Origin of the sequence: Sorangium sp. So ce185 (genome assembly GCF_051526825.1) — a bacterium.
Classification (GTDB): Bacteria; Myxococcota_A; Polyangia; order Polyangiales; family Polyangiaceae; genus Sorangium; species Sorangium cellulosum_D.
Window position 1 is genome coordinate 12,665,542 of the sequence record NZ_CP150316.1, and the last position, 18,702, is coordinate 12,684,243.

7 protein-coding genes are annotated in these 18,702 nt (G+C 73.7%); 1 reads left to right on the top strand and 6 read right to left on the bottom strand.

The annotated features are described in order from the left end of the window. Positions 1–22: 22 nt before the first annotated feature. From WMF26_RS46735 to WMF26_RS46760, 6 genes are all read right to left on the bottom strand, one after another. Complete coding sequence (locus WMF26_RS46735; protein WP_437997984.1) at positions 23–2,395, bottom strand: penicillin acylase family protein; 2,373 nt, start codon at positions 2,393–2,395, stop codon at positions 23–25. Next, positions 2,395–4,221, bottom strand: a complete 1,827-nt coding sequence (locus tag WMF26_RS46740) for a cyclic peptide export ABC transporter (protein WP_437997985.1) — start codon at positions 4,219–4,221, stop codon at positions 2,395–2,397. Before WMF26_RS46740 ends, WMF26_RS46735 begins: the two co-directional genes overlap by 1 nt. After that, positions 4,218–9,020 (bottom strand): type I polyketide synthase, encoded by a 4,803-nt coding sequence (locus WMF26_RS46745; protein WP_437997986.1) that lies wholly within the window; start codon positions 9,018–9,020, stop codon positions 4,218–4,220. The genes WMF26_RS46740 and WMF26_RS46745 overlap by 4 nt, the downstream gene beginning before the upstream one ends. Continuing rightward, the gene (locus WMF26_RS46750; protein ID WP_437997987.1) at positions 9,017–14,359 is read right to left on the bottom strand and encodes an amino acid adenylation domain-containing protein; all 5,343 of its coding nucleotides are present in this window, start codon (positions 14,357–14,359) and stop codon (positions 9,017–9,019) included. The genes WMF26_RS46745 and WMF26_RS46750 overlap by 4 nt, the downstream gene beginning before the upstream one ends. Before the next feature lie 473 nt (positions 14,360–14,832). Next, positions 14,833–15,735 (bottom strand): hypothetical protein, encoded by a 903-nt coding sequence (locus WMF26_RS46755; RefSeq protein ID WP_437997988.1) that lies wholly within the window; start codon positions 15,733–15,735, stop codon positions 14,833–14,835. 51 nt (positions 15,736–15,786) lie between these two features. After that, positions 15,787–16,215, bottom strand: a complete 429-nt coding sequence (locus tag WMF26_RS46760; RefSeq protein ID WP_437997989.1) for a hypothetical protein — start codon at positions 16,213–16,215, stop codon at positions 15,787–15,789. Between the two features lie 615 nt (positions 16,216–16,830). Here WMF26_RS46760 and WMF26_RS46765 point away from each other — a divergent pair. After that, positions 16,831–18,438 carry a PepSY-associated TM helix domain-containing protein gene (locus tag WMF26_RS46765; protein ID WP_437997990.1) on the top strand — a complete coding sequence of 536 codons (1,608 nt, stop codon included), beginning with the start codon at positions 16,831–16,833 and terminating at the stop codon, positions 18,436–18,438. Positions 18,439–18,702: the final 264 nt, after the last annotated feature.

Sequence of the window (18,702 nt, forward strand, 5' to 3'; positions counted from 1 at the left end):
GTTCGAGATGTGGTGTTCGATGTCATCGGCGCTCGGGAACGAGCGTGAGCGTGCGCGTGGCCGGGCCTGACAGGAGCGGCAGAGGGCGCCCGTCGACCCAGGCGCGCTGCTGATCGCGGTAGTGGGGCGACAGCGGATCTCCCGACTGGCCGGCCGGCATGTGCAGGATGCCATCGGGCTCGTGGCCCGGCGCGACGACGAGCCGCTCGCTGGCGCCGAGCGTGCGGGTCGCGAGGCGCACGCAGAAGCCGCAGCCCGGGAGCGGCTCGTCGGGCATGTTGAGGCGCGCGGCGAGCTCCGGCGCCCGGCCGAGCGGGTGCGCGATCCGCACCCGGCTCACCGCGCCCCAGGGGATCTGGTCGAGGGGTCGCCCGCCGTGCTCCTCGTGGAGCGCGGTCACGGCCTTCTCCAGCGCCGCGAGGACGAAGGCGTCCCAGCCGCCCTCCGGCGCCGGCACGAGGTCGGGCGACCGCTCGTCGAGCGCGCGCTGGAGCGGCGTGTCGATGTCCGGCAGCGCGAGCGAGAGGGTCGGCTCCGCGGCGCGGCCCGCGCCGAGCCACGCGGCGAACACCGCGTCGGCGAGGGCGCGCCGGAACCGCATCAGGAGCGGCAGTCCGACGCCGGACACGTCCGCCCGGCCGTCCCACGCCGCGATCGCGCGCCGCGCCTCGGCGAGCGCCGGCCGGCGGGACAGCGCCGCGCCGTCGAGCGCGCGCAGCGCGAGGTCGCGGTAGACGTCGAAGAACCTCGCCTCGGTGTCGAGCTGCAGCGCGAACAGGTCCGCCTCGGTGACCGGGCGCGCCTCGCGCAGGCGCTCGGTGATGCGGTAGGCGCGGTAGCCGTTCGCGTAGTCGCGGCCGAGCGCCGGCGCGCCCTCGCCGAGCGGCATGCGGTGGTTGGCGTTGACGACGAACCCCGACGGCGGATCGACGACGCGCGGCAGCGCGGCGGCGGGCACGTAGCCGTCCCAGCCCGCGCGCCCGTCCGCCCACGAGACGCTGACCGAGCCGTCGAAGCCGCGGCGCCGCGGCACGCGCCCGGTGACGGTCCACGCGACGCGGCCGCGCCGGTCGGCCAGGAGGACGTTGCACCCGGGCCCGCCGGCGGCGTTCATCACCGCGGCCGCCTCCTCGATGCTGCGGGCGCGATCCATCTCGAGGAGCCCGAGGTCGACCCCCTCGGGATCGAGCGCCGTCCAGCGGACCGCGACCTCCGCTCCGAGGAGCGGCCGCGGCGCGACGCGCCCCCAGATCGTGCCGCGGACGGTGACGGCGACGTCGGGCTCGCCGCGCACCGCGATCGTCTCCTGCGCGACGTCGAACCGCTTCCACCCGGCGGGCGTCCGGTACTCGCCGGGGCGCTCGGGGTGGGTCTCGATCTGGACGAGATCCATCGCGTCGCCGTCGAGGTTGGTCATCCCCCAGGCGACATGGCCGTTGGTCCCCGCGATGACCATGGGCACGCCGGGCAGCACGACGCCCGTGATCTCGCGGCCTTCATAGCGGAGCTCCGCGCGATAAAAGATGTTGGGGACGCCGAGCTCGAGGTGCATGTCGTTCGCGAGGATGGCGCGGCCGTCCCGCGTCCTTTGCCCGGCCACCGCCCAGCCGTTCGAGCCGACCGGCGCCTCGCCGGCGTCGTCGCTGAGCACCGCGGCGGCCCACGCGCGCTCCCGGCTCTCGGCCACGAGCGCCCGCAGCTCCTCGCCCGGCAGCGGCGGCGTCGCGGGCGCGTGGGCGCCGAGCAGCGCCTTCGTGTAAGGGTCCGTGTCCTCGAACAGGAAGGCCGTCACGCGCTTCGGGAGGGTGCGCGTCAGGACCGTGCGCGTCCGCTCCGCGTCCTCGGTGACGCTGAGTGCGTTGAACATCCCCAGCACGACGAGGACGCTGTCCTCGGGGCGCCACGGCTCGGGCCGATAGCCCAGCTGCTGGACCTCGACAGGCAGCGTCTCCGCGCTCCGGAGATAGGCGTTGACGCCCTCGGCGTACGCGTCGAGCGCGGCGCGCTGGCTCGCGGGCAGGCGCGCCAGGATCGCCCGCGCCGCCTGCGGGAAGCCGTAGAGCCGCTGCCGGGTGTCGGCCTCCAGCAGATCGCGCCCGAGGACCTCGGCGAGGCGCCCTCCGCTGCTCCGGCGGAGCAGATCCAGCTGGAACAGCCGGTCGCGCGCCGTGGCGACGCCGAGGGCCCGGAGGGCGTCCAGCCGCGAGGCGGCGCGGATCGCGGGGATCCCGAGGCCGTCGTAGGCGATCGTCGCCGCGCCCTCGAGGCCGGACACGGTCGTCGCGCTGCCGGCGCGCGGCGCCGGGGCGCGGACGTCGGCCTGCTTTCCCTCCGCGCAGCCGGCGATCGCCAGCGAGAGGAGGGCCGAGAGGTGGAGTGAGCGGACGTTGCGCATCAGAGCTCCTGCTTTGCGGCCGTGAGGGCCTCGTGGCCGCGGGCGCCGGGCTCCAGCGCGGCCTGTTGCGGATCGACGTGCAGGCGGAGGGCCTCCGCGGACAGGACCCGGCCTGGCTCGTCGACGCGGGCGCTCGCGGCGCGCTCGTCCCGCGTCGATCGCGGCGCTGCGCCGGGCGCGGCCGGGGCCGCGGGCAGCTCGGTCAGACGGCCGAAGTCGAGCCGCAGGCAGCGATCCGCGAGCGCGAAGTACTGGTCGTCATGGGTGATGACGAGGGCGGTCTTGCCCCTCGCGCGGAGCTCCGGCAGAAGCTCGGTGTAAAAGACCCTTCGAAACTGCGGGTCCTGGTCGGACGCCCACTCGTCGAAGACGTAGAACGGCCGGTCTTCCAGATAGGCAGTCAGCAGGGCGAGGCGCTTGCGCTGACCCTGCGAGAGGCCGCTCACGCGCAGCGCGCCCTCCTCGACGCGCACCCGGTGATCGAGCTGCAGCCGCTCGAGGTAGCGCCGGGCGCGCTCGTCGAGGCCGGGGTCGTCCAGGCCGAGCAGGTGCTCGAAGAGGTGGTACTCCGCGAAGACGACCGAGAAGAGCTGCCGATACCGCGCGCGGCTCGCGTCGTCGACCGGCGCGCCGTCGAGCCGGATCTCGCCGGACTCCGGCGCGTAGAGGCCGAGGAGCAGCAGGGACAGCGTCGTCTTGCCGCTGCCGTTGCCGCCGACGAGGAACACGAGCTCGCCGGGCCGGAAGGTCAAGTCGATGGGCCCGAGCTGGAAGCTGCCTTCTTCCTTCTCCCGGTAATACCGGTGCGTGACGCCGGAGAGCGCGATGCGCTCGAACGTGGCCGGGCCCTCCGCGCGGCCTTCGCCCGTGGGCGCGTCGGGGGCCGGCGTCGGCCCCTGCTCCGGGGTCAGCGCGAGCCCGAGCGCGCTCGCCTTCGAGAGCGCGACGCTGGCGCGCCCGACGGCCGGCAGGAACTCGACCGTCTGCGCGAACGGCGTCATCAGGAAGAGCATCGCCAGCACCACGCCGGACACCGCCGGCGGCGCGAGGCCTGCCCAGGCCGGGAGCGCGAACAGCGCGAGCCCGAGGACGGCGTAGAAGAGCAGCGCGCCCCAGCCCATCGCGACCGCGTACTCGGTCGTGCCCGCCACGAACTCGCGCTGGTACGTGGCGACGCTGCCGCCGAGGACGTCGGACAGGAACGACCGGCCGCGCCGGCCGTGCATCTTGAGCTCCTTGATCCCGCCGGTCAGCCCGCGGAAGTGCTGGAACAGGGCGTCGCTCGTCTCGCGGGCGCGCGTGAAGGCGCCGATCGCGCGCCGCGCGTGCCACCGGAAGAGCGCGGCGCCGACCCCCATCGCGCCGAGCACGATGGCCAGCGCCGACCCCGAGATGTGTCCGATGTACGCCAGGCAGCCGAGGACGGTGGCCACGTTGACGCAGAGCAGGGGCAGGACGACGTAGGCCTGCGTGATGACGGCCGGATCGTCGTTGAGCGCCGCCAGCAGCCGGTGGGCGCCGAGCTGCTCGACGTGGCGCAGCGGCGCGTCGAGGATGCGCCGGCTGAGCTGCATGCGCAGCTCCGCGATCATGGCCTGTCCGAGGCGGGTCAGGAGCACCTGGGACACGGCCCTGCTCAGCACGCCGACGGCGGCGAGCCCCGCGAAGCCCCACGCGAGCTGCGCCGCGGGGCGGCCGTCGCCCGAGAGCGCCTCCTGGACGAGGGAGATGACGCCGGCGCCGGCGAGCCCGCTGATCGCGCCGGCGGCGACGGCGATCAGGAGGGGCCGGCGGGCGCGGCGCACGAGGAAGCCGAGCGCGCTCATCGCCGCTTCTCCTTCGGGTCTGCCGGCGCCTTCGAGGCGTCGTCCGGCTCGCCGCTCGGGCGCGCCGGCGCCTGCGGGCCTCCTGCGGCGGGGAGCCGCCGCGCGGTCCGGGGCAGCGCGACCAGCGCCGGCTCGGGGCTCGCGGGCGCCTGGCCTCGCGCGGCCTGGATGCGCTGCGCGACGGCGGCCACGGTCGGCCGCTCGAAGAAGTCGCGGAGCGACAGCTCCACCTGGAACGTCTCGCGGACGCGGTTGAGGATCTGCAAGGCGAGGAGCGACTCGCCGCCGAGCTCGAAGAAGTCCTTCTTGGGATCGAGGGGATCCAGGCCGAACGCGCGCGCCCAGATCGCCGTCACCTCCGCCGTCACCGCCTCGGGCGAGAGGCGCTCGGCGGCGCCGGCGGCGGCCGCCCCGGCGCGCGGGGGCGGCTCGTCGCGACCGGCAGCCGCGGCGGCGTCGCCGGGGGCTCTGGCGTCGCCGGCGCCGAGCCGCCGGGCCAAGGCGGCGCCCTCGTCGTCGCTGGGCAGGCCCTGGAGCGGGCGCGCCGAGACGATCACCTGCGGCAGCGCGGCCTGGCTGAGGACGCGGTGGAACGCCTGCTGGCCTTCCTCCGGGCGCATCCCGTCGAGGATCACGTCGTCGAGCCCCAGGGCGAGGAGGCGCGCCTCGGCGCGGGCGGCCATGCCGACGTTGCGCCAGCGATCGAGGTCGACGGAGACCGTGTACGGTCCTGGGCGGCGCGCGCAGGCTTGCGCGAACGCGTCGAGGAACGCGTTTGCGGCCGCGTACCCCGCCCGCGCGAGGCCGCCGCTCAGCGCGGTGACCGAGGAGCAGAGCAGGACGAAGTCGGGCCGGAGGGAGCGGGCGATCTCGTCGAGCGCCATCGCGCCGAGCGCCTTGGGGGCGAGCTCCGCGTGGAGCGCGTCCGCCGAGAGCCGCTCGATGAGCCCGCCGCCCGCGACGCCGGCCGCGTGGATCAGGCCGTGCAGGGCGCCGAACCGCGCCAGCGCCTCGCGCGCGGCGGCGCGCATCTGCGCGGCGTCGGTGGCGTCGGCGCGCACCGTCACGACCTCGGCGCCGGCCTGCTCGAGCGCCGCGAGCCGCAGGCGCTGCTCGTCGGTGGGCGCCGAGCGGCCGGTGAGGATCAGCCGCGCGCGCACGGTGCGCGCGAGGTAGTCGGAGAGCCACAGCCCGACGCCGCCCAGCCCGCCGGTGATGAGGTAGACGCCGCGCTCGCGCAGCAGGGCGGGGGCGCCCTGGGCCGGCTTGAGCGGGACCGGCTCGACGGCGGGCGCCCAGCGATGGGGGCCGCGGTAGGCGACGACGGGGGGGCCGGCGTCGGAGCGCGCTTCTGCGAGGATCCGCTCGGCGATGGGGTCGGCCTCTGCGGCGTCCGGGGTGGCGGCCTCGAGGTCGATCACGCGGCAGCGGACGTGCGGGTACTCCAGCGGGATGCTCCGGCAGATCCCGAGCAGCGTGGCGTGCTCCGGGCGCAGGGCTTCTCGCCCGGTCAGGTCGTGCAGGCCGCAGGCGAGCGCGATCAGGTGGGCGCCTGCCGGCAGCTGGCTCAGCGTGCGCGCCAGCCAGAGCAGGCTGAGCGAGCCCCGGCGCTGCGCATCCTGGAACGCGCCGGGGTCGAGGTGCGCCTGCGGGGCGCCGTCGAGGCTGAAGGCGTGGATGATCCGCGCGGGCTGCCCGGCGTCCGCGCCGAGCTCCCGGGCCAGCGCGGCGTAGTCCTCGGGCTGATCCGGGCGAAGCGTGAAGGCGCGCTCCGCGGGGCGCGCGAAGCGCTCGCCGCTCCTGACGCGGGTGACCCGCCGCCCGGCGCGCTCGAGGCGTTCCACGATCCGGGGGGCGATCTCCGCCTCGTCCGCGAAGACGACCCAGTGCGCCCCGTCGTCCCCGGGCGGGAGCGGCTCCAGCGGAGCGCGCTTCCACGAGGGGATGTAGAAAAATCCACCCAGGTCAGACGCTGGGGTCGAGGTGGACCCGACCGGGGTTGAGCCGACCGAGGTTGAACCGACCGGGGTTGAGGTGGACCCGACCGAGGTTGAGCCGACCGAGGTTGAGCCGACCGGGGTTGAGGTGGCCCCGACCGTGGTTGAGGTCGCCCCCGTCGCCTCCGGGCGCTCCAGCCAGTACCGCTTCCGCTCGAACGGGGTTGCCGGCAGCGCGACGCGCCGCAGGCGCCGTCCCGCTTGCAGGCCTGCCCAGTCCACCGGAGCGCCGGCCACCCAGAGCCGCCCGACCGCGTCGAGCAGCGCCGCCCCCGCCGCCCCCCCGGCTCCCGCCGCTCCCGCCTCGCGGACCGCGGGCATCGACGCCAGCGCGAGCGACTCCCCCGCGACCTGCCGGCACAGCGCCGTGAGCGTCTGCCCCGGCCCGACCTCCAGCAAGATCCGCTCCGGCTCCTCCCGCAGCGCCGTCACGCCGCCGGCGAAGCGCACCGTGCTCCGCAGGTGCCGGACCCAGTAGCCCGGATCCTGCGCCTCCGCCGCGGTGATCCAGGTCCCGGTGACGTTCGAGACCCACGGGATCCGCGGCGCGCGCAGCGTGACCCTGCCCACCGCCTCTCGGAACCCATCGAGCGCCCCCTCCATCAGGTGGGAGTGGAACGCGCGCGACACCCGCAGCCGGCGCGCCTCCACCCCGCGGCCCGCCGCCTCGCGCTCGACCCGCTGGATCGCCGCCGTCCGCCCCGACAGCACGCACTGCCGCGGCCCATTCACCGCGGCCAGCGCGACCTCCTCGCCGAGCCACCCCGCCACCTCCGCCTCGGACGCCGACACCGCGAGCATCGCGCCCTCCGGCGTCGCCTCCATCAGCCGCCCCCGCGCCGCGACCAGCGCGAGCGCGTCGTCGAGCGACAGGCACCCGGCCACGCACGCGGCCACGAGCTCGCCAACGCTGTGCCCGAGCATCGCGTCGGGGGTCAGGCCCCACGCCATCCACAGCCGGGCGAGCGCGTACTCGACGACGAACAGGGCGGGCTGCGTCATCGACGTGCGGTCGAGGCGCCGCGCGGCGTCCTCGAGCTCCGCGGGCGCGGGGAACAGCAGCGCCCGGATGTCCAGGCCCAGGTGGCGCTCGAGCCGCGACGCGCAGGCGTCGACCTCGGCCCGGAACACCGGCTCGGTCTCGTACAGATCGCGCCCCATGTTGGGCCGGTGGGCGCCCTGCCCCGGGAACAGGAACGCCACCGGCCGCGGCCCGGCCACGGGCCCTCCCGTGCGCAGCGCCCCGCCGCGATCGCGCAGCGCGAGCGCCGCCTCCTCCCGCGAGCGGCACACCACCGCGCGGCGGTGCGCGAACGCCCGGCGCCCGAGCTGCTGCGTGTGCGCCACGTCGCCGAGCGCGAGCTCCGCGTGCGCCTCGAGGTGCTCCGCCAGCGCGTCGGTCAGCCGCTCGAGCGACGCGCTCGACCGCGCCGAGAGCACGAGCAGCTCGCACGCCCGCGGCGGGTCCGCCTCCGGCGGGGGCGGCGCCTGCTCGAGGACCACGTGCGCGTTGGTCCCGCCGAGCCCGAAGGCGCTCACGCCGGCGCGGCGCGGCGCCCCTTCGGGCGTCCACGCCGCGAGCCCGGCGGCCACGTAGAACGGGCTGCTCTCGAGGTCGAGCGCGGGGTTGGGAGCGCGGAAGTGCAGGCTGGGCGGGATGCGCCCGTGCGCCACGGCGAGCGCCGCCTTGATCAGCCCGGTGACGCCCGCGGCCGCGTCCAGGTGCCCGACGTTGGTCTTCGCCGATCCGATCGCGCAGAAGCCCTCCCGCTCGGTCGTCGCCCGGAAGGCCCGGGTCAGCGCGGCGATCTCGATCGGATCGCCGAGCGGCGTCCCGGTGCCGTGCGCCTCCACGTACCCGATCGAGTCCGCGTCGACGCCCGCGGCCGCGTGGGCGGCGCGGATCACGCGGGCCTGGCCCTCGACGCGCGGCGCGGTGTAGCCCACCTTGGCCCGGCCGTCGTTGTTGACGGCGGAGCCCTTGATCACCGCGATGATCGCGTCCCGAGCGGCGATCGCGTCGTCGAGCCGCTTGAGCAGGACCACGCCCACGCCGCTGCCGCCGACGGTGCCGCGGGCCTGCGCGTCGAAGGCGCGGCAGTGGCCGTCGGGCGACGCGATCGCGCCTTCCTGGTAGAGGTACCCGACCTTCTGCGGGACGCCGATCGAGACGCCCCCGGCCAGCGCGAGGTCGCACTCGCCGGTGAGCAGCCCCTGGCAGGCCAGGTGCACGGCGACGAGCGACGTGGAGCAGGCCGTCTGCACCGCGATGCTCGGCCCCTCCAGGTTGAGCTTGTACGACACGCGGGTCGTGAGGAAGTCCTTGTCGAGCGCGAGGAGCGCCGCGACGTCGGCCGCCGACTGCAGCCGCGGCCCGCCCGGGAAGAGGTGCGTCAGGTACCCGCTCAGGCTCGATCCGGCATACACGCCGACCGGCCCGCCGGCGCGCTCCGGGTCGATCCCGGCGTTCTCGAACGCCTCCCACGCGCACTCCAGGAACAGCCGGTGCTGCGGGTCGAGCGCGGCCGCCTCGCGCGGCGTGAACCCGAACAGCTCGGCGTCGAACAGGTCGATGTCGTCGAGCACCGCGCGCGCCCGCACGTAGTCGGGCCGCGCGATCAGCGCCGGATCCACGCCCGCGGCGAGGAGCTCCTCGTCGGTGAGGATCGCGACCGACTCGACGCCTGCGCAGAGGTTTTGCCAGAACGTCGCCACGTCGCGCGCGCCGGGGAACCGCCCGGCCATGCCGACGATCGCGACCTCCAGGCCCGCGCGGGGCTCGCTGCTGCTCGGCGTCGTCATTTCTTGGTCTCCAGCGCGCCGCGCCCGCCGCGCCGCCGGGCGAAGAGCTCCCCGCGCCGCTCTTGCGCGGCGCTCGCCCGCTCCCCGCTCCGCTCTCCCTCCTGGGGCGCCGGCTCGCTGGTTTCCCGGCTCAAGGCCGCTGCGAGCGACGCGATGGTGGGGTGTTGAAACAGGACCAGCATCGGCAGCGCGCGATCCACCTCCTCGCGCAGGCGGCTGTGGACCTTGGCCAGCGAGAGCGAGTGTCCGCCCAGATCGAAGAAGTTGTCGTGAACGCCCACCTGCGGAATCGAGAGGACGTCTCTCCAGATCGCCGCGATGGCGCGCTCGAGGTCGGTCCGTGGCGGCGTGGTGGCCCTGGTCGGCGCGTCCACCTGCTCGGGCGCGGGCAGGGCGCGGCGGTCGACCTTGCCATTGGGCGACAGCGGCAGCCGCGGGAGCGCGAGGATGGGGGCAGGCACCATGTAGGCCGGGAGCGCGTCGGCGAGCCAGGCGCGCAGCGCTTCGGGCTGCGGCGTGGCGCTGTCGCGGCCGGTGACGTAGGCGACGAGGCGCTTTCCGCCGTGGGCCTCGTCGCGGGCGACGACGACGGCCTCGCCCACGCTGGGGTGCAGCAGCAGGCGCGCCTCGATCTCGCCGAGCTCGACGCGCAGGCCGCGGAGCTTGACCTGATGGTCGAGCCGTCCCAGGAACTCGATGGCTCCGTCGGGGCGATAGCGGGCCAGATCGCCTGTGCGGTACAGCCGCCCTCCGGGCGCGGCGCCGAAAGGATCGGGGACGAAGCGCTCGGCGGTGAGCGCGGGCCGGTTGTGATATCCGCGCGCGAGCCCGACGCCGCCGATGTGGAGCTCCCCGGCCACGCCCACCGGGACCGGATGGCCATGATGGTCGAGCAGGTAGATCTGCGTGTTGGCGATGGGGGTGCCGATGGGCACCGAGGCCGAGGTGTCGAGTGGCTGGCAGGCCCAGGCGGTGACATCGATGGATGCCTCGGTAGGCCCGTACAGATTGTGGAGCTCGGCGTGAGGGAGCCGCTCGAAGCATCGCCGCGCGAGCTCGGCCGGCAGCGCTTCGCCGCTGCAGATCACCCGGCGCAGCGACGCGCACGACGAGGCGCCGGGCGTCTCCAGGAAGGCCTGGAGCATCGGGGGGACGAAGTGCAGGGTGGTGACGCCGTTGCGGGCGATGAGCTCGATGAGCCGCTCGCCGTCGCGGTGGTCGCCTGGACGGGCGACGACGAGGCCGGCGCCGGTGATGAGCGGCCAGAAGAACTCCCAGACCGAGACGTCGAAGCTGAAGGGGGTCTTTTGCAACACCCGGTCTTCGGCGGTCAGCGCGTACCGCTCCTGCATCCACTGCAGTCGGTTGAGCAGGCCACGGTGGGTGTTGCCCGCGCCCTTGGGGCGGCCGGTCGAGCCCGAGGTGTAGATGGTGTAAGCGAGGTTGTCCGGCGAGACGGCGACCGCGGGTTTGGCGGTCGATTCGCCGTCGAGCTCTGCGCGATCGGCGTCGAGGCACAGCAGCTGTGCGCGGTGCGGCGGCAGGCGCGAGGCGACCGGCCACTGGGTGAGGAGCACGGGAGCGGCGGCGTCGTCGAGCATGAAGGCGATGCGCTCGGCGGGGTAATCGGGGTCGATGGGGACGTAGGCGGCGCCGGCCTTGAGGACGCCGAGCAGGGCGACGACCAGCTCGACCGAGCGCTCTGCGGCGACGGCGACGAGCCCGTCGGGCCCGACGCCGCGCCGGCGCAGGGCGTGGGCCACCTGGTTGGCGCGCGCGTCGAGCTCTCGATAGCTCAGCCGCCGCGCATCGAAGATCACCGCCGTCGCGTCCGGGGTCCGCTCGGCCTGCGCCTCGAACAGCTCGTGCACGCGCAGGTCTTCCGGATAGCCGCGCTCCGTCGCGTTCCAGCCGGCGAGGACCTGCCTCCGTTCGCCCGCGTCCATCATCGGCAGATCGGCCAGCCGGCCCTCCGGCGCGGCGACGAACCCCTCGAGGATCGCGACGAGGTGCCGCGCCATGCGCGCCACCGTGGTTCGGTCGAAGAGGTCGGTGTTGTATTCCCAGGCGCCGCGCGCTCCCTGGCCCTCCAGGGTCAGGTTGAGCGCCAGATCGAACTGCGCTGTCCCGGTGTCCACCCGCTGCGCCTCGATCGACAGGCCGGGGACCTCCGGCGCCCGCTCGGGCGCCGGATCCATGGCGAGCATCACGTTGAACAGGGGCGAGTGGCTGAGGCTCCGCTCGAGGGACAGCGCCTCCAGCACCCGCTCGAACGGCGCCTCCTGGTGCGCCTGCCCCTCCGTGACCGCCGCCCGGACGCGGGCGATCAGCTCCGCGACGCGCGGGTTGCCCGCGAGGTCGACGCGCAGCGCCAGCGTGTTGAGGAAGCAGCCGACGGCGCCCTCCAGGGCCGCCCGCGGCCGCGCGGCGACCGGCGTTCCGATGCAGACGTCGCTCTGGCCCGTGTACCGGTGCAGCAGCGCGAACAGCCCCGCTGCCACCGTCGTGAACAGCGTCGCGCCCGCCCCCCGCCCGAGCGCGGTGAGCCGCGCCACGAGCTCCGGCGGCAGCGCGAGCTCCTCGCGCGCGCCCGCGTAGCTCTGCACCGACGGCCGCGGTCGATCCGTGGGGAGCGAGAGGGGCGGCACAGGCCCCTTCAGCCGCTCGCGAAAGTACGCGAGCTCCCGCTCGCGCGCCGCCGCCTGCTCGGTCCGGCGCTGCCACAACGCGTGATCCGCCGGCTGGATCGGCAGCGGCGCGAGCTCCGGAGCGCGCCCCGCCGCGAGCGCGCCGTAGATCAGCGCGAGCTCCCGCAAGAGCACGTTCATCGACCAGCCGTCCGCGATGAGGTGGTGGCAGGTGACCGCCAGCACGTGCTCCCGCTCGCCCTTGCGGAGGAGCGTCCAGCGCACGGGCGGCGCCTCGGCGAGATCGAACGCGCGCCGCGCCTCCTCCCGGAGGCGCGCTTGCAGCGCTGGCTCCCGGTCCTCCTCGGCGAGCGCGCGGAGGTCCTCGACCGGCAGCGCGACCTCCGCGGGCGGCGCGATCCTCTGCACGGGCTGCCCGGACGCCGACGGAAAGCTCGTGCGCAGGGCCTCGTGGCGGGCCGCGAGCGCGGTCACCGCCTGCTCCAGGGCGCCCGTATCGAGCGCCCCGGAGAGCCGCAGGGCCGCCGCGATGTGATAGACGGGCGCCCCGGCGACCAGCTGCTCCAGGAACCACAGGCGCTCTTGCACGAGGGACAGCGGCAGCCGCTCTGGCCGCTCCTCCGGCGCGAGCGGCGCGGCGCCGCCCGCCGGCGCGCTGCCCTGCCTGCCCTCGATCCAGGCCGCCAGCGCCGCGACCGTCGTCGTCGCGAACAGCTGCGCCGGCCCCACCTCGACGCCGAGGGCCTCGCTCACCCGGCCGCTCACCTGCATCGCCCGCAGCGAGTCGCCGCCCAGGCTCAGGAACTCCTCGTCCCGGCCGACCCGCGCGCGCCCCAGCACCTCCGCCCAGATCCCGGCCAGCGCGCGCTCCAGCGCCGTCCGCGGCGGCTCCTCGCGCGCGGCGTCCGCGCCGGCCGGCGGCTCGACCGCCGATCGCCAGACCGCGTTCAGCGAGCCGTCGACGAACCGCGCGCGGCACGCCCTCCGCTGCACCTTGCCGCTCGTGGTCCGCGGCAGGCTCCCCGGCTTGATCAGCGCCACCGCGTGGATCGCGACCTCGTGCCGATCGGCCACGGCGCGCTGGATCGCCGCGCCGATCTCCGCCGGATCCGCCGACGCGGCGGCGCCCCTTCCGAGCTCCTGGACCAGGACGACGCGCTCCTCGCCGTCCACGTCCACCGAGAACGCCGCGCCCCCGCCGGCGCGGAGGCCCGGGTGGCTCTGCTCCGCGGTGAGCTCGAGATCTTGCGGGTAAACGTTGCGCCCGCGGACGATGATCAGGTCCTTGAGCCGGCCGGTCACGTAGAGCTCGCCGCGCGACAGGAACCCGAGATCGCCGGTCCGGAGGAACGGCCCTCCCCCCGTGGCCAGCCGGGCCTCGAACGTCGCCGCCGTGTCTTCCGGCCGCTCCCAGTAGCCCTGGGCCACGCTCGCGCCGGCCACCCAGATCTCCCCGACGCGCTCGTCCTCGCAGGGCCTCTGCGTCTCGGGATCGACGATCCGCACCTCGTCGCCGTCCGGCGATCGCCCGCAGCCCACGAGGGCGACGGCGGCCTCTGGATCGCGCGGATCGAACGCCGCGCGCCCTTGCTCCAGCGCCGCGCGGTCGACCGCGCGCACGACCGGCGGCGCGTCCGCCGCGCCGCCGCTGACGAGCAGCGTCGCCTCGGCGAGCCCGTAGCAGGGGTAGAACGCCGCGCGCCGGAAGCCCGCCGGCGCGAAGGCCTCGGCGAAGCGATCGAGCGTCGCCGCGCGCACCGGCTCGGCCCCGTTGAACGCCACCTTCCACGAGGCGAGATCGAGCCCTTCCCGCTGCTCCGGGGGGATCTTGCGGACGCACAGCTCGTAGGCGAAGTTCGGCCCGCCGCTCGTCGTGGCCCGGTAGCGCGAGATCGCCTCCAGCCAGCGCCGCGGCCGCATCAGGAACTGGTCGGGCGAGAGCTGGACGCACGGCACGCCCACGTAGAGCGGCTGCAGGATGTTGCCGATGAGCCCCATGTCGTGGTGCGGCGGCAGCCACCCGACGATCACGCTCTCCTCGGTGTGCGCGAACGCGCGCTGGATCATGCGCTCGTTGCGCAGCAGGTTCTCGTGCGTGAGCACCACGCCCTTGGGCGCCCCGGTCGACCCCGAGGTGTACTGGAGGAACGCCACGGTCTCGGCGGTCACGCGCGGCGGCCGCCACGCGTCTCCCTGGCCGTCCCTGGCCGCGTCGACGGCCACGCAGCGCAGCTGGCTCAGCTCGGCGAGGCTCGGATCCTCGCGGAGCATCGCCGCGGCGCCGAGGAACGCCTCGGTGGTGAGGACGACGCTCGGGCGGCAGTCGCGCACGATGGCCAGCACGCGGAGCAGCCCGCTCTTCCGCTGCGGCAGCGGCACCGGCACCGCCACGAGCCCCGCGTAGAGGCAGGCGAAGAACGCCGCGATGAAGTCGAGCCCCGGCGGCACCAGGAGCAGCGCGCGCTCGCCCGCCCGCGCGCCGGGCTGGAGCTCCGCGGCGAGCGCGCGCGCCCGCTGGTCCAGCTCGCCGTACGTCAGCGAGCGAGCGTCCGTCTCCCCGTCGAGCAGGAAGGTATAGGCGCGCGCGGACGGGCGCTGCTCCGCGCGACGCCGCAGCAGCGCGACGAGCGTCGCGGGCTCGGCTGCGTCGCGATCGCTGATCGCACCCGTCTGTGATCGGTTCGACTCCATCGCCACCTCAGCTCCGGTCGAAAAAGGCAGCCCGACGACAAAGCGCTCCCGCTCACCAGGCCCGGGCTCTGAGCCTGATGACGCAATGCGCCGTGTACGCGAAGCGCCGGACGGCACCGTCAGCGCCCGCAGCATGCGCTTGTTGGCACCTAATTGAAAATGAAAATGATGATCAAGATCGGCGAGGCGGTTGTATGGAACACCGGTGCGAGGCGCGTCAAGGGAAAAATGCTGTCCTGAACGTCGGTTCCGCCCGGTGAGGTCGAGGGCGCCGTGCGCGGCGGGCCGCGCTCTCGGGCGACGCGGGGCCATGCGGCGCGGATGGGCCGCGGCGGGGTCGCGCTGCTGGCTCGGTGCGAGGGAGCTTGGGTGGCTGGGGCGGCGGGCGGGGGCGCGGCCGAACCCCGGGAGGTGGCCGGTCGTTGCTCCGCCGGGAATGCTCGAACCGCGGCGCTAGCTCGGCCGGTCCGGGCTCATACGAAGAGAAAGACGTCCGGCCCCACGTACCATTGCGCCGCCAGCAGGGCGACGTAGGCGACGATGGAGAGCGCCGCCACGGCTTTGCGCCACGGCAGCGGAGAGAACAGCATCAAGAGGTTCAGCGCCAGTATTCCGAAGGTAATCTCGCGCGCCACCACCTCTATCGCGGCGATCACCATCACCCCGAGCGCCGTGCCCAGCGCTCGTGTTCTTTCTCTCACCAGCAGGAGCGCGACAAACAGCTCGGACAGGTACACGGCGTTGGAGAAGACGATCGCGGCCGGGCTGTGAAACGCGAAGGGGCCCTCGCTCCCCGCTTGCAGGGCTCGATGCAGGCTGGTGAATTCTTCCGGCTGCAACACGTGTCTGAGCAGCCATTGGAACCTGTCATTGTCGAGCCTCGTCGCGAGGTACATCCCGTCGAAGTAGGTGCCATGGAGGATCTTCTGCAGCCCGCTGTGGAACATGATGAGGGTGATGATCCAGCGTCCCATGGCGACGAGCAGATCGCGCTGCTCGGCCTCCGAGAAATCCACGAGCACGAACAGGATCAGCAGCAGGGTCTCCGCGAACGAATGATTGGAGTTGAACGGAAATCTGCTCGCCATTTCGATGGCGACGGCCACCGCGGCGATCGCCTTCGAGGCGCGCGCCCATCGGACGCCTGCGAAGGAGGCGACAAGCGCGGCGGTCATCAGCGCCAGGCAAAGCGACGGCAGCGCCCGGATCTCGTCGCTCGTCAGGAGCCGTTCCGTGTAACGGAAGGCGAGGTGTGCCAGCAAGTAGCGCCACGCCCAGGCGACGAACGGCCGCGTGGCTGTCGCCGGGGGAGCGAGCATCATCGCCAGAGGATCGAACTTTCGCTGAGCGCTGGCTTCCACGGTAACCGTTGACATGGTCGATTCCCTCCCGAGTCGGGCATCCCGTTCACGCTCGTCGTCCGCCGCTCATGGGACGGACGTCGACGTGTACCTGTGCGTGGTCCACGTCGTGGTCAGCTTGGAGGTCGCCGTATCCAGGCGTTGCACTCCGAAGCGAATCAGCAGCCGCTCGACGCCGGGGTTCTCCTTCAACATCCGGGCAGCGAACGGCGCCACATCCACGAACCTGCCCAGCGTGCCACGCCAGTACATCAAGTCCCCGACGGCCTTCTTTGTCGCGGGGCTCAGCGACTCGTGCTCGAGCCGCACCGCCGGCTCCCGGGTTTCATCCCAGAGCTCGACCTTTGCCTCGTGTGCGTTCGCGTACATCGCCAGCCCAAACAGCTTCCATGGATTGACATCCAGGGTCCGTGCGAGGGCGAAATGTACTGGCGGCCATAGGACCAAGAACGCCAATATCGCGGTGAATCTGCGCTGGAGCGTCGCGGTCGTCATTCGATATCCCCCTGCTGCCGTCCACGGCAACCGCGCGAGTCTCGCGGGCCTGAGGAGTTGAACAGGAATGATCGAGCCCGAGGCCGGCTCGCGCCCCGGCGGCGAGCACCGCACGTCGTGACGCCGTTCCTCGTGAGCGCGAGATGCCGATGAGCGCCCCCGCGCGTGTCACCCCCGTCCATGTTCAGAAAAAGAAAATCATTTTCATTTTCTGAACAGAAACCATGTAGGGTGTTCAAGAAAGGAATGTCAAGAAAAAAGTAATCCGAAGCACCCCATCGTCGCTGGGTGAGCGGGGCTCGGAGCGATGCGCCGCCTCGAACCACGGGCCGAGCAGGGTCGCGGCTGGCGCCGGTTCCACGCGGCGCGCGCCTCCGCCGCCCGCCATCCCGTCACGACCGCCGCCGAGGCACGCGGCAAATTTCAGTGAGGATGAAATTTCCGTGTCGTTTCACGTGTCCACAGAAAAGCGAAATTGATTTCTGTTTTCATCTGGGGTACCGGGGATCTTGGACATGGGCGTCAGCTCGGTTCCTCGATCCCGACGTACTGGACCACGCGTTGGGCCAAAGGTCTCCGTCCGGTAAAGGACGCGCGCTCACGCGAGACAACCACATGGCCAAGAAGCTCTCCCGGCATGCCTTCACGACCTTCTGGGACGTGCACGCTTGGGCCGGCGTGGTCGGTGGGCTCCTGCTTTACGTGATGTTCCTGTCGGGGGGGATCACGCTCTTCCGGAGGCAGCTCGCGGTGTGGGAGGAGCCCATCACCCAGCAGCGCTCGGTCATCGAGCAGGGGGGTCTCCAGGCCACGCTCGATCAGGGGTTCGCCGCCGCGGGCACGACGCCCGAGGAGTTCTGGCTCGACCTGCCGGCCGACGGACTCGGCGCCGCGCGGCTCGGCTACTACGCGCAGGGCGAGCGGTTCTCGTCGTGGGTCCGCGAGGGGCTCGTGCCCGAGCGCGAGGGGCTCTCCAGCTTTCTCTACGACCTGCACTACCTCTGGCACCGCGCGACCGGCGTGTGGCTCTACTACGTCGCCGGTCTCCTGTGCGTCGCGCTGCTGCTCGCGCTCGCGACCGGCGTGCTCATCCACCTGAAGGACCTCGTCCGGCAATTTCATCGGTTCCGGCCGGACGCAAAGCCCCGTGTCCTCTGGTCGGACATGCACAAGGTGCTCGGCGTGATGGGCCTGCCGTTCCAGGTCCTGTACGCGTACACCGGCGCGTTCATCGTGTTCCTGGGCGTGCTGGTGCCGGCGTTCACGGGCCCCGTGTTCGGCGGGGACGCCGGCCGAGCGGACCGGGCGGCCTGGGGGGCCTCGTACGTCGACGAGCCGGCGAGAGGGGCCCCGGCGCGCGGCCTCACCCTGGACGAGCTCACGGCGCGCGCGCGCGCGATCGAGCCCCGGTTCGTCCCCGAGAGGTACCGTGTCCGGCATCTCGGCCTCGACAGCGGCACCGTCGATATCCGCGGCTCGATCGAGGGAGTTCCCTTCGGGCGCGGCCTCGTGCGCCTGCGGGCGACCGACGGCGCGGTCGTCTCGGCCGACGTGCCGGGCGCGGAGGGCGCTCGCAGCGGCGTGCTTCGCTGGATCTACGGCCTGCACTTCGCCGATTTCGGCGGCGTCACCCTCCGCGTCCTGTTCTTCGTGCTCGCCGTGGCCACGTGCGCCACGATCCTCACCGGCAACTGGATCTGGCTCGCGCGGCGGGAGGCGCGGCGCGAGAGCCTGGGCAACCGCGTTCTCGCGCGGCTCACCGTGGGCTTCGGGGCGGGGACGCTCGTCGCGATCGCGGCGCTGTTCCTGGCGAGCCGGGCGCTCCCGCTCGACTGGGCGGGCCGCATGGCGGCCGAGGAGCTCACGTTCCTCGGGGCGCTCGGGCTGTGCGTCGCGTGGGCGCTCGCGGCGCGCGACGGCGGGAGCCTGTGGTGGCGGCAGATCGGGCTCGCGGGGCTGTTGCTGCTGCCCGTCCCCGCGCTCGCGGCGCGCTGGTCGGGGGCGGGGCTCTTCGGCGCGGGACCGAAGCTCGCGGCCGTCGTCGCGGTGGACGTCGCGCTCCTCGCGGCGGCCGCGGCGCTCTGCGCCTCGGCCTGGGCGCTCCGCCGGGCGGCCTCGAGGCACGCGACGCCGCCGCAGGCGGCGCAGGACGAGCGGCCGGCATCGCTGGCCCACGGCGGCGCGGGGCTCATGGCCAGGCGCCAGACGGCCTCCCATGGTTGAGATCGCGCCGCTCCTCTCGACGTAGCTCGCCTTCGCCGCGCTCCTCCGCGCCGTGAGCCTGTTCGTCCCGCTCGCGCCCTGGGATCGCGCGCCGCGTGAGGGCTCGCTCCAGCGCGTGTCAAGGAAAATCGAATGCGCTGAACGTCGGTTCCGCCCTGTGAACATGAAATTGATTTTGGTTTTCAGCTGGAGTAGCGAAGCCATCCGGACATGTTCACCCGCTCGGTTTGCCCGTTCGTTGCTGCACCGACGCGCGCTTCAGGC